The organism is Paenibacillus sp. RC84, assembly GCF_041260495.1.
Taxonomy (GTDB): Bacteria; Bacillota; Bacilli; order Paenibacillales; family NBRC-103111; genus Paenibacillus_F.
The window spans coordinates 297865-311309 of the sequence record NZ_JBGBYL010000005.1 but is presented as its reverse complement, the minus strand read 5'-3'; the positions used below and the strand labels follow the sequence as shown (position 1 = coordinate 311309).

Here is a 13445-nt window from a genome sequence, read left to right as displayed (position 1 = left end):
AAGCCGGCTTTATCCGGCTGTCTTCTTCCCTCATTTTATAGCGGACATGTCACGCCGGGAAAGCCGCATTTCGTTATAACCGATTTGTACCGGAATCATCCCGTCGGCAGGCTTCCCGCCTTTTCTTGCCGTTCCTTTATTTTTTGCCAGTCGCAATGGGCCGCCTCGACTCTTTTCCACAATTCCTCCCGCTCCGGCTTGCTGTAGTTGACAAGCTGTTCATCGAACACACCGGCCAAAACCTCGAGCCATTGCGATTTCGTGCGAAGCTCGGTTTTTTCCAGTCCGCTTGCATCCCGCCTACTCCAGATACAGCCTCTGAGTTCATTGCCATCCGCCGCATTCCGTTGTCTGATCAGAAACTTATTAAACCAGGGAGATTCCTCGGAACGGATATAAAACTCGTGGTTCGGCTTGAACTCTTCAAGATCCGTCAGCACGTCGGGTGCGTAATCGACACCCGGAAAAGAAGCGAGGGGATCATGCTCCAGCCGCCAGCCGTCAGCCGCAACGCCCGACTCCGTCACCTTGTAGGTGTAAGGCCCCTGAACATAACGGCCATAGCTTAGAGGCAGCGGCTCGAAAGGCATATCCCCAAGCCCTACGTCGGCGATCCAGGTCCCGTTCCCCGCTTCTTCATCGGAAAAATCAACGGTCAGTCCCAGATGAAAAGAATTGATCCGCGGCTCGGCTCCCATCGGCTGAACGCCGGCACGATGCAAATTCACCCGGTAGCCGAGAGAATGCAGAAGAACGCTGAACGCACCGTTCAAATGGAAGCAGTAGCCGCTTCGCTGATTCAGAATGAGCGCCACCGATTCTTTAAACCCGATAGGGGCCGGTTTTCCGCCGAAAATGTCCAGTGTCTGCCAGGAAAGATGTTTGACGTGAGCTTTGTGCAGCTCAGCCAGATAAAGAAGCGTGGGCGCCCCGATTTCCGAAATCCCGATTCTTTTTAAATAAGCGCGCACTTCTTCCCTCGTCAATGTATACATAAAGAGTCACCTCGGGTACCCGTATTACGCTTGCCCGGAAATGGATTTCCTGCCGCGTAATTCCATTCTAGATGGGAGCGGAGGCACCTACAACGCCAAAAAGGAGCATCTGTACCGGTACAGATGCTCCTTGGAGTGCGGCTGTACATCTTCATGCAGTGCCTCACCGCGGGTTGAAAGATCGCGGGAGGCCGGGCTGTCCGCGCTAACATCCGCTGCCGCACCAAGAAAACAGGCGGACGCTCTCCACTGCAAAGCCTGCCTGTTGTCACCTTCGGTTTGGTATTTACATTTTACATGCGGGTGCCCGGAGGTGCCGGGTCTTATTCTATCGCGTAATTAAAAGCTTGGCGCCCCGGGCACGGGTGTCCGGTAAGTTTCGGACTGCGTCTGCGGATACGGCTGTCGTGGCTGCGCGTACATCTGATTGTACGCTGTGTTGTATGCCTGGTTGTGTGTCTGGTTCTGGTTGTACGCCTGGTTGTGCGTCTGCGTCGTATATGCCTGCGCGTTCGGCCGGGCATAGGGCTGGCCATACGAATTCCCCGCAGAAACGGAATTTGCGTAGAACGGCGAAGAATATTGAGCGGGATATCCGGAAGCAGGGTACCCGGCGCTGGAGATGCTCCCGTATGGAGCCGCCGGACCGCGATAGCCGATCGGAGCATTCACGGGCGGATACGGCTGGGCGGGAGCGGCCCCGTTAGAAGCGGCCGGGTAACCCGGCGGAAGAATCGAGCCTGCGTTAGCGGCAGTTCCGCTCCCCCGAATTTCATCGTTCGTTTCGCCGGAATTTCTGACTGTCTGCGGCTTTTGGCGGCAGTTGTCCAGCGGTCCGATCGCAACGGTTTTCGTAATGGGGGCGATCGCTTCTTTCCACTTTTCTTCATCCAGACAATAGGTTTCAGCCATTACACGGGCGGGGGTCAGCCTCAGAATATCCGAGCCCAGAATCACTTCCGGCGTAGGCGCATCGAATATCGCGATAAGATGGGTATCGTCTTCGGACGCCTCCTCATAATGCCACCACCCCTGCGGCACATTGGCTACCTGCCCCGTTTTAATGGGAATATGATAGAGCTTATTGGTAAAGGGATTGATAAACGAAACCGTAGCGGCACCCGAGACGCAGTAAACGAGTTCCGACGCGTTTTGATGATAATGCGGCTCCACATAATGCCCCTTGCTTAAATAAATGTCGAGCAGAGAGGCGTTGCCCAGCGTATTGAGCTGCTTATAGCCGAGCAGATTGATGTAATTGCGGCTGTTCGTTTTGAACACGGTGTTCTTCGGCAAATCATAAAAAAACTGGAGATCCGGTGAAGTGTAATCCATATAGGAAATCGCCAAATTCATCTTCTCCTTATTCGTGATGACGGAACCTCTCCTCCTTCCTATTTGTATGGGGGGACGAAATGTTTTATGTGCTTAAGTAAGTCCGGACTTCCAAACCCGTAAGGAAGGAGTACTCGCACGAATCCGCAGCAAACGGCACTGCTTGGCACTTCATGAAGCATGGCGTTTCTCGGCTTACAGAGATCGGCCGAACATGACAAGGGACACCCTCACCGAATCCCGGGGTGTCCCTTGTTTATTTCAAGCACGTAATTCCCGTCAATCACTCGCTGCCCGGTTCCATCAGCTCCAGCCCTGTCTTGCCGGAAAGGCGGACTGTTCTTGCACAGGTTTCCCCGGAATCGGTTCCCCGTGCCGCTACTTCGACAACGCCCTCCGAGCGCCGTTTAAGATCTACCGCTTGTCCGGCCCGGTAAACGTGGATAAAATCAGCGGACGCCCCCGTATGGCTGTGCACAATCGCGGTCAGAAGCCTGCTGGGATCGACGGAATCTCCCGGAGTCTGTACGGCAAGCAGCTCATCGCCCACCATAACTAGCGCCGTGTGGTACACGGATTCGCCGCCCAGCTCATACCGCATCTGCACGGCAGCCGGAGCCGTCGGGTCCTGGTCCCGCTTGCCGGTTAACAAAGACCTTCCGCCGGACGCCCGCGTAAGCGGTTCATCCTTCAGGCTTTCCGCAAGCAGGACGGGATTCGCTCCCACGCTCCCTTCACACGTTCCGGCTGCGGCCGGATGCCCCTTGCCCGGCCGTTCTCCGTGTTCCTCCGAAACAGGCAGCGGTTCCGCAGCCGGATGCATCCACCACTCTATGGATCGCGGCCCGCTGTCATCCGTGGTTACCCGGAACCAGTCCAGCAGCCAGCCGTCCGTCAGCAGCAGATGGCGGTCCAGAGTGCAGCCGGGATACGCTCCGGTCGATTGAAACCACGCGTAGAGGGCCTCCTCCGTTTCCTCGAATCGCCTGCACTGCCCCGTGTGGGGCGCCTGTGACAGGCCATCCAGCGTAACGGTGTTATGGCTCCGCGTTTCGGAGTACCACGCTTGACGCAGGGCGGACCCGTAAGGCACCACCCCGAAGTCGGGCGTCAGCGTCCCGGCGGGGTGCATGACGGTGAGATGAAGCTTGTCGAAATGGCCGTGAGCACCGCCGTGCCCGCCGAAATCGGCGAGGAACGAGAGCGGATTCCCGGCCCTCCTGCCGGCAGCGAAGCCGGTATCCGCCCAAAGCCTCGCGCCTCTCCGGGGCTCCCCTCCTTCACCGGCGGCATCCGGCTGTACGTCCTCGCCGTACAGCAGCGCCTCCAGCCCGCAGCGGGCACGCGGCGACGCGAGAGTCCCGCCAAGCTGGCGGTACGCCTCGCGGAGAATCGGCCGCAGGCCGCCGATCCCGTAGCGGGACAGCCCCTGCTCGGCGATCTCGGCGATCTCCCGGGCGTAAGGCCCCCGCTCCATAGGGCCGTCGTGCAGGGCCGGGAGCACGCCCCGGTCGTCGGCCAGATCCGCCATGGCCTCGAACATTCCGCGCATCGACCGGCCGTTCCCGCCTTCGCAGGCGTACAGGTCGATGCCGAACCTCTCCGCCATCCGGGCGGAGATGAGATAGGCGCGCAGCACGAACACGTGATAATACGTGCTGCCTTCAAACTCAAGTCCATCCGCGTTAACTCCGATGGACAAATGGTGCTTGAAGCCCCCTTCGCCTTCGATCAGCGCCTCCAGCGCGTCCTTCCGGCCTTGGGCCGCATAGACGCAGGAAAGGGAGGCGTTCAGCCAGGCGGTATAGTTGTTCTCGGCATTTTGCCGCTCGTGGATCAGAATATGACGATACTCCGTCATACTCTCCTCCAAGAGTCCCATGAAGATGCCGAGCGCTGCCGTCTCCTCCTCGCCGAACGATACGCCTTCGTCGCGCAGCAGAAGGTATGCGCCGATCAGCGTCGTCGACCAGATGGCTTCGGTCAGCGCCTGGTGGAAGGCTCTGCCCTTCAGCATCCAGCCCTGCGCGCCCGCGTGCACGGGATAGAACGGGAACTGCTCCGCGTACGCGATGAGCAGTTCCTTGCCGAGCTGCGCGCAGGGCTCGTCGCCAAGGGACGCATGCACGGCAGCCGCTTCAAGGGCTGCCCGGGCCAGCGACTGGTGCTTGAACACCAGCCAGGCGCCCCGGTATTCTTCGCCTTCCAGCACGCATCCGTACGGACAGCGGAATGACGAGGCCTCCGCCTCGGCCGGATCGAACAGCAGCTCCGTATGATGGACCGGGCACACATACTGGTGCCACCAGCCGCCGGGTTCCTGCGGAATCGCCAGGCTGCCTGCGGCATTCAGCCGGAGAAGTTCCTCACGGATGGCTTCCGCCGTCTCTCTCGCCCACGGAAAACGGGCCGCCTTGTCCCGGAAGCTTGCCTGTGACCGGGACAGCGGTCCCGAAGCCTCGGCCGGGCCGCCCGCTCCGCTCGGCTCGTTCTGCGGCATGACTCCTTGGGGTGCGTTCCGGAGCTGCGGCCCCCTCTTGCCATGGCGCTGAGGTGCGGGTTTGCCCGGGCCCTGCTGTCCGGATGCGTTCTCAAGCTCCTGTCGGGATTCACTGCCATCGCGCAGCCTAATACGCTCTCGATCTCGCTCCCACTCCCGTTCTCTTGTCATCTCATCATCATCCCGCCGTTAACCTCGATTGTCTCCCCTGTCAGGTAAGATGCCAGATCGGAGGCGAGGTATAGCACCGCTCCGGCGACATCCTCAGGCGTCCCCTCGCGCTGAAGCGGGATGCCGTTAATCGTGGCCTGACGGGCGGTATCCGTCGTAAACGTGGCGTGGAACATCGTGTTCCCGATAAACCCGGGAGACACATTGTTGACCGTGATGCCGCTTCCGGCGGCTTCTTTAGCCAGCCCTTTGGCGTAAGCCATCACGGCGCCTTTGCTGGCCGCGTAAATGCTGGAACCCGGCCCGCCCCCGTTATGGGCGGCGACGGAGGTCATATTGACGATGCGGCCGGAGCCTTTGGCAGCCATACCGGGCAGCACTCTTTTGCACATAAAAACCGTGCTCTTGAAGTTGACGTCCATGATCCGCGTATACATGTCTTCGGTCATTTCCGCGTTCGGAACACGCTGCACCAGGTGTCCGGCATTGTTGACCAAAATATCGACGGTGCCGCCGAAGGCCGCTTCCACCTCGCTTACCAGACGGTCGATTTGCGCGATGTCCGTCACATCGGCCTGAACCAGAACGGCTTCGCCGCCGGCTGCGCGGATTGTCTCCGCGACTTCTTCTCCCTGGGCCGTATTGCTCAGGCAGTTAATGCCGACCTTCGCTCCGTGTGCGGCGAGAGCGACCGCGACGGCGCGCCCTATTCCCGCATTGGAACCCGTTACAAGTGCAATTTTTCCCGTTAAATCGATAGCCATTTCAAATTCCCCCAGTTTCTCGGATAGATGTGCGCAGCTCGGTTAAAACCGGCTCAAGCAGTCGCGCCAAATTTTCCCCCATGCGGATATGCCCGTAATCGGAGGGATGGATAAGGTCGGTCGTCAGAGAAACAAAATCGGTCATGATTTCGCTTCCCTCCAGCAAATGAAGCCGAGGATGATTCCGGTCCGAAACGTATCGTCTGAGCCTGTCATTGAAAATCAGGTCGCGTTTCGTAAACACATGCTCCTCATCCCGAAAAAAAGTCGCCCGGTTCGGATAGATCGTCGTGACGAAAACAGGCTTGTGCGGGTTGCGCCCCGTCACCTCATCGAGCAAGTACGTGATCCGGCGTTCGAATTCCGGCGGGTCCATGACACTGCGCATATTGACGCCCAGCTCCAGAAATGCGGCATCCCAGCCGCTTCCGAGCGCCAAATGGTCGGCGGCTTCCTTCTCGCAGTAGCAGGTTCCGCTCAGCCCCAGATTAAGGGCATCGATTCCCAGCCTTCTGGCGGCCTGCTGCACGTAACTGTCGGTGTGGCTGAGCGAGCCCGCGCCCTGTGTGATGGAAGATCCGTAGGCGAGCAGAGTCAGCTGCGGCATCTCCGCTTTATGCGGCGGCCGAACCTCGTAACCGAAAGCGTCGACGTCATAAAAAACTGCCGTAAAGCGGTCGCAGTAAACGCGCCACACATCGGATGAGAACGCCCCGCTTTGCAGGGCGGACCTGTGCACCTCGGCAAACCTTTCCGGCTCCTCCAGCTGCAGGGTGACGGCCGTCCCGGCTTTCAAATCGTAAGCGGCGTGGAAAAAATCGCCCCGGAACACATAGACGCGGCCGTCCTTTTCCCGGGCTCCGAGCGTGATCCGCACATAGGGCGCTTCCGTCACAAAGCGGATTTCGCATCCGCTGGACTCCGCCGCTTTTGTGCGCCCTTTGGCCGACAGCGCCTCCCGGACTTCCCGGGGAAACCTCTGAAGGAGAAGACCCGGCAACCCCGGCCTCTGCTCCAGCTCCGAAACATTATGAAAATACACTCCGTTATGCAGCATGCTTACGCCTTTCCCCGCCCATCCGGCAGCGGATAAGATGGCCCGGGATGTTTGGACTCCCGAGCTTTTGACATCTTTTTTGAACGGAATTCCGATAAGTTCTGTGCTTAGTTACGGATTAATCGTCGTGATAAGCAGGACGGGAGCCTTGGCCGGATCCGTTCCTTCGAGGGAAGCGATTCTGGCCTCCGAGGTGACGAACAGCTTCAACTGGACCGAATCGACCGGCTGCGCGAGCGCAGGGAGAGTTACTTTAACGTAACCGTTTCTGCGGCTGGCCGATTTCCGCTTAATCTGCATCTCGGACTCCGTGCTGAAATTCGTTCCCGCCTTGTCGGACAGAATATTGTCCACATAGGTGTCTCCCCCGATTGCAAACGGATTCGTGGAAGAAGGACGCACCGTGTACACAACCGCCGGGGCGGTTGTGCCCCCGTAAGTTGCGCTTACCGAAGAAGTGCCCGGATTTGCCGGAGTCAGCCTCCCTTCGGCCGAGACGGCCAGCACGCCCGGCTGGCTGCTTGTGAATACCGCGCCGGAAGGCACGGGCTCAGTAGACCCGTCGGAATAATGCGCGACCACGACTAGCTGTTTCGGCACTCCGCCGAGAGCGAGCTGGGCCGGTACGCCCGTGAGGCTGATTCCCGTAAAAGCGGGCGTTGTCACACTAACGGTGTTACTGGCTGTCGTATGCCCCGCTCTGTCCAGCGCTTCGATCTTGAACGTGTAAGCCGCACCCGGCTGCAGAGAACCCGCCTCGTACGACAAGACATCTCCGAATACGGTGTCGATAAGAGCGCCGCTGCGGTAAATGCGGTAGCCCGTAATTCCCGTGTCGTCCGATGCGGCGGCCCATTTCAGCTTCACCGTACGGGGTGTCACGCCGTCCGTCGCCAGCGGATTCGGAGACGGCCAGGCGGGCGCTGCGGCGTCCGTCCTGCCGTCGGCTACATACTCATCCGCTCCGACATCGGGTATACCCGACCGGGCTTCTCTCTCCATGTCTTCCGTTACGAAAGACAAAGGACCGCCGCTCGCGTAATTGCCTTTGGAAGCGTTGATGGCCGGACTGTCCGCAGCGAGCTTCTTATAGGAGATATGACGCAGCGGCTCATATTCGCTCGATGCCCACAACCACGGGTAGTCTTGTGGTCCGAGCTCCAGGGTGGCGTTTTGCATGCTCGGGTAGACGACTTTGACCTCGTCTTCCGTCAGCGGCGCGGAATTTCCGGTAACGAGCGGCACGCCTTTCTGCGGGAACATCAGGTTGCCCGACCACGTCAACCCCGGAATCGGCGTCATGATACGGATCAGCTCATCCCGGGAACCGACGACGATATTGTTGGCGAAGGTGAGATTTTTCGGCGCCGTTCCGTAGCGGACCATCCCAAGCTCGATCCCGCTTTTGTTGTTCACCAGCGTATTGTTGGCGATCACGATGTTTTTGGCGATATAGTGATTGTTCGTCGGATCGATGGGACTCGTCATGTTGTCGTTGTCGCCGGTCGTGAACGCAAGCGTAGCGTCCCAGTTCGTGCCGGTCAGACCTTCGAAATAATTGTTGTACACGTTGTGGTTCTCGCCGTAGACACGGACTCCGCCGGTGCCGAGCGGAGCATCGTCGGGATCGGGACTCAGCACCTGACGACCTTTGCCGATGAACATGTTGCCGTACACGCTGGAGCCGCTGCCCGTACGCAGCGTTACGCTTCCGAGCGACTCGACGAAATAGTTGTAGCGGATGGTGTTCGCCCCGCTCTTCACCGAAACGATCTCCGTGTCCGAATCGCAGTGATCGAACAGGTTGTACTGGATCGTCGCATGGGCATCGAGGCCCGATAAAACCGATACCCCGATGCGGATCGGCTCCGATTCGTTGGACTGCCGCTCCAGCGTGTTGCGGAAAACGTTGTACTCGACCGTATCGTACTGGGTAATTTCGTACGGGATCGTGGAGCCTTCCGGACGGCTGGAGACACCGTCGAACAGAATGAACTTGCCTCTGTCGCGTTTATTTTCCATCAAATTGTGATCGATGCGGTTATGGTGGCTGTTCGTTCCTTTGATGTAAATCCAGTTCGATTTGTCCGCAGCCGTCGTGGCGCTTTGGGAACGGAAGGCATTATTCGTAATCCGAATATTGTTGGAGCCGTTCAGGTTAATCCACTTGTCCTGCGGATTCATCCGGAATTCCATATCCTGAATCGTGATATAGGAGCTCGTTTCAACCGTTATGCCCGTAGAAGGGAAAACGGCCTTGCCCTTGTGCTGCGCTTTCACGACAATCGGATTCTGGGCGGTGCCGTTCTTGCTGCGGACCGTAAATCCCGTGTAACTGCCGTCCGCCAGCTCGATCACTTCACCGGGCACAGCCGCGTTGAGGCGGGTCAGCAGCTCCGCCGTCGTCGTGACGGGCGGCTTTGCGGACGCCTGCGGCACGGTACTCACCGGCGCGCTTGCGCCGCTCTCGCCCGAGGCGTTCACGGCGCTGACCGTGAAGTAGTACGTCTGCCCCGGCGTCAATCCGGCGGCGGTGTACTCCGTCGCCGTGACCGGTGACGCGTTGAGCGTCGTGAAAGGTCCGCCGGCATTCGCGGACATGCTCACGTTATAGCCGGAGGCGGATGGCACGGCCGTCCACGCCAGCTTGACGGTCCCCGCTCCCCAAGGGGATGCGGACACGCCTGCCGGAGCGGACGGAACACCCGGCTGTCCGGGTCCGCCGCCCGTGTAGGCCGCCGCCTGAATGTCGTCGAAGGCGGTGGTGCCCGACTGGCTGTAGAGGCCAACCCCGCCCGATGTCAGCGGGGAAGCGTCGATGCCCGACAGGACAAGCGTGCCGCCGTAGTAGCCGTCCAGCTTAAGGCTTCCGTCTCCCTGGTGAATCACGTCCAGCTTCAGCGGCAGGTAGCCCTGGCTGTCGAAGGAAGGATTCAGCACGGTATTCGGAACCGATACGCCGCTGGCGTTAGGACTTCCGGGCGACTGCGGGACGGCCGTTTTGGAAGTACCCGTCACCCTCTCCAGATAGAACTGATAGCTGACCGAATTTTTCTTGGTCATAAACCGGTAATAGATCGGCTTCGTACCGCTGACCGAATATTTGGCGGCCAGTCCCGCGTAGGTGCTGTTGGCACCGGTTACCTTCACCCGGCCGGACAACGTTAGACTGCCGTCCGTAAGGGCGGGATTATCCGTTCCCCAATAGCCGTTGGCGATCAGATAGGCCGTGCCGCTGGTCGGATCCGTCTGCTGCAGGAAATGATTGGCATCCGCAGACCCTGTGGCGGGCTCCTCGCCTATGCTCCAGCCGGCGCTCCCGCCCATGACCGATTTCCAGGGTTGTGCGGCCGTAGGGCTGACGCCGACCGGAGATGTGTATCCCGTCTGGGAAGAACCGTAGCTCTCGAAAGGTTCAAGCCACGGGCCGGTCAAGCCGGCGGCAGGGACCGGATCGGTTAATTCCGCAGGCCCGCCTGTTTCGGTAGCGCTTACAGTTGTGACGAAAGCTAAGGAAAGGCATAGAGAGAGAACCAGCTGCAAACTTAGAAAAACACGGACGCGCGTTCTAAAACCCGGCATGCTCTTAATCATCCATCCACCATCCTCTCGGTTTCGATTCATGCCTATTATAAGTTCCGCCGGACCGCAAACCCATGACGCCTTTTAATCTGCATTGTGTTTTTTTAATTTCCGCCGCCTCCAGGAAAATAAAAAAACGCCTGCTCTAAACGAGCAGGCCCTGCTTACTGTAGCATCTGGTTCAAGTTCAGGAGCCGATGTTCGGAAACCGGATGGAAATCGAGGTGCCTTGGCCCTGGACGCTGCTTATGGACAGGCCGTACTTTTCTCCGAATACGAGCTGAATGCGGCGGTGCACGTTCATCAGCCCGATTCCTCCGTGCCCTTTACGGCCGGCGAGCGTGGAATCCGCAAGCTGGTTAGACTCCAGCTGGCGCTGCAGGGAAGCCAGCTTCTCCGGAGGAATGCCTACCCCGTTGTCCTCGATCGCGATTACGAGATCTCTGTCCTCCTTGTCCGTCCAGGCGTCCAGCCGGATATAGTGGTAATCCTCGATACCGTCCGCGAACGCGTGCTGAAACACATTCTCGATAAGCGGCTGGAGCGTGAGCCGGGCCGTTTTTTTCAGGAAAAATTCGGGCGTAATCCGCACATCCAGTTCGAAATCCCGCCCTACCCGGTGCTTCATGATCGTCATGTAGTTCAGCACATGCTTAAGCTCGTTGACGATGGCGGTTTCTTCGATATGCGTCTGCACCGAGTAGCGGAACATGGCGGCGATCGCGTCCACAATTTCCGTGATCTCTTCCGACTGCCGGATTACCGCGTAACAGATAATATTTTCCAGCGTATTGTACAGAAAATGCGGATTGATCTGGAGCTGAAGAGACTGAAGCTCGGCCTTCTGCCGCTCCAGCTCCGCGTCTTTCTTGTCCAGCTCCGTTTTGTACAAGGTATCCATCAGTTCGGACAGGCTTGCGACCATCAAATTGTAGCGGTCGATGAGTTCGCTGAATTCATTGCGCGTGCGCAGTTGGGGAATCTTCATCCAGTTTCCCTGCTCGGTTTGCCGCATACCTCTTTTGAGGATATGGATCGGTTTCGTGATGACCCGGCCGAACCGGTACGAAATGAGCAGCGCGATAAGCAGCGTGATGCCTCCGACCAGAAACGATAAATACCGGATGCTGGCGATAGGCCTGTTGATGTCTTCGGTCGGGATCGACACCATGAGATTCCATCCCGAATACGAGGACTTCCGGCTGACGATCATGCGCTCTTCTCCGAACGATGCGTCCGTGAACGAGGTCAGCTGCATGTTTTCGAGCTTGGCCAGCAGTTCGCTGTCTATCACCTGGCCGATTCGGGTTTTGTCCGGATGATGCACAATCCTTCCTTCATGATCCACAATAGAGAAAAAACCGCCCGGTCCGAGATTGACTCCCTTCCACAACGTGGAAAATTCATCCGATTTGATTTGGATCGTCAAAATGCCTTTGAATTCGTTAAACACCTGGCCGTGTATTTTACGCGAGAGCGTAATCAGTTGGGTGTCGCTTTCCGTAAACACGCTGTTATTGATGATTGTGAGGTTGCCGTTGGAATCGGTTTCCTTGTCCAGCTCCTCCAGAGTCGCTCCTGGAACCGGGTCCTGGATAATTTTCAGGGCCGGGTTTACGAAGTACACCCAGTTTTTGCTGTAATCCGTCAAATAGACGGTCATAATTTCCGGTGTTTTCAGAAAAAGCGGATCAATGACCTGCTTCTTGAGCGTATCCGTATATTGAAAATACGCGTAATCGTCCTTCGGCGGAGAGTCGAGAAATTTTCTTATATCCGGGTGGGTAAAAAGAGAAAGATGGGCGCGCTCGTACAGCTTCAAATACAGATCCGTATGGTTGACCGCGTTGGATACCGCCTCGATCAGATGCTGTTCGTTTTGCTGCCGCAGCTGACTGGATGAAATATGGTAGGAAAACCACCCGATCGACGCCGCCGTGATGATCACGACAACCGCGATGTAAATAAAGATCGTCCGGGACAACGTCTTTTTCATTTATTTGATGCCCAGCTGCTGCCGGTATTCAAGCGGAGAAACGCCGGTCACTTTTTTAAACATCCGGGAAAAGTGCGGGTAATTCTCGTAGCCGACCTCGTACGCGATATCGTTAGTACGGTAGCGAGGGATTTCCAGCAGCTTTTTGGCCAGCTCGATCCGTTTGAGAATCCGGTACTGGACGAACGTCTCTTTGTGCACTTTTTTGAACAGAAAGCTTAAATACTGCGGGGTGATGCCCAAATAATCGGCCGTATCTTCCAGCGACAGCTCCTTCGTGATATGAGCGTCCATATAGTCTTTGGCTTTCAGCATCAGATCTTGTCCCCCTCTTTGCAGCGCGAGCTCGTCGATAATTTTCAGAATGCTGACGTGAAGCTGTTCGAAATAATGAAGGTGATCGCCCGAATCCGGAATTTCCCCGACAACCGGGTGAAACCCTTTCAGGGCAAGCCTTTTCTTCAGCATCGGAAGACAATCCTTCAACAGCTGGACAAAATCGTAGTCCGTCCGGGAAGCCGTCAGGCAGTAAGTCTTGAGCTGCTCGAAATACGCCTCCATTTCCTCGATCCGCATCGACCACACCGAATCCGCTAAGTTCCCGATGAGATCCTCGTACTTGGAAATGGACAGAGCCGGGTTCCCCCGTGAAATGAGCCGGCCCAGCAGATCACCGATTTTAGCGGGTGTAAACGGTTTCAAAATATATTCTTTTACCCCGTACGAAATACAGTTCTGCGCATACTCGAAATCCCCGTACCCGGAAATGATCACCTTCTGCACGAGAGGGTATTGGTCGTGCACCTGTCTGCACAGCTCCAATCCGTCCATTTTGGGCATGCGGATGTCGGTTAAAAGAAGCTGAGGCAGCGATTCCTTCATCCGTTCAAGCGCCTCCTGGCCGTTACCGGCGGTCCTCACCCACTCGAAATCATACGGCAGCCGCCCCAGCATGGCGACCAGCCCCTGACGGATCAGCGGTTCATCGTCGACCACCAAAATTCGCTTCATGCCGTTCCCTCCTTCGTATACGGATCTGATGTTG

The 13445-nt window shown here is 57.6% G+C and carries 7 protein-coding genes and 1 pseudogene; all 8 read right to left on the bottom strand.

The genetic code is table 11. The features are described 5' to 3' along the window. Nucleotides 1-95: 95 nt before the first annotated feature. The 8 genes and pseudogenes from ABH899_RS14015 to ABH899_RS13980 all read right to left on the bottom strand — a co-directional run bounded on the left by ABH899_RS14015 (nucleotide 96) and on the right by ABH899_RS13980 (nucleotide 13411). The gene (locus ABH899_RS14015; RefSeq protein WP_369997110.1) at nucleotides 96-995 is read right to left on the bottom strand and encodes an arylamine N-acetyltransferase family protein; all 900 of its coding nucleotides are present in this window, start codon (nucleotides 993-995) and stop codon (nucleotides 96-98) included. Nucleotides 996-1784: 789 nt separating this feature from the next. Beyond that, a pseudogene (locus ABH899_RS14010) lies at nucleotides 1785-2351 on the bottom strand (cupin domain-containing protein); the annotation flags it as partial. 262 nt (nucleotides 2352-2613) lie between these two features. Beyond that, nucleotides 2614-5001, bottom strand: a complete 2388-nt coding sequence (locus ABH899_RS14005; protein WP_369997107.1) for a heparinase II/III domain-containing protein — start codon at nucleotides 4999-5001, stop codon at nucleotides 2614-2616. Beyond that, nucleotides 4998-5765: an SDR family NAD(P)-dependent oxidoreductase gene (locus ABH899_RS14000; protein WP_218228722.1), complete on the bottom strand. Its 768-nt coding sequence runs from the start codon at nucleotides 5763-5765 to the stop codon at nucleotides 4998-5000. Before ABH899_RS14000 ends, ABH899_RS14005 begins: the two co-directional genes overlap by 4 nt. A 1-nt stretch (nucleotide 5766) precedes the next feature. Beyond that, nucleotides 5767-6822 (bottom strand): SGNH/GDSL hydrolase family protein, encoded by a 1056-nt coding sequence (locus tag ABH899_RS13995; RefSeq protein WP_369997103.1) that lies wholly within the window; start codon nucleotides 6820-6822, stop codon nucleotides 5767-5769. A gap of 111 nt (nucleotides 6823-6933) precedes the next feature. Continuing rightward, entirely contained in the window at nucleotides 6934-10416 is a 3483-nt protein-coding gene (locus tag ABH899_RS13990) for a chondroitinase-B domain-containing protein (protein WP_369997100.1), read from the bottom strand. Between the two features lie 175 nt (nucleotides 10417-10591). Beyond that, nucleotides 10592-12400, bottom strand: a complete 1809-nt coding sequence (locus ABH899_RS13985) for a cache domain-containing sensor histidine kinase (RefSeq protein ID WP_369997097.1) — start codon at nucleotides 12398-12400, stop codon at nucleotides 10592-10594. Further along, entirely contained in the window at nucleotides 12401-13411 is a 1011-nt protein-coding gene (locus tag ABH899_RS13980; RefSeq protein WP_369997095.1) for a response regulator transcription factor, read from the bottom strand. Nucleotides 13412-13445: the final 34 nt, after the last annotated feature.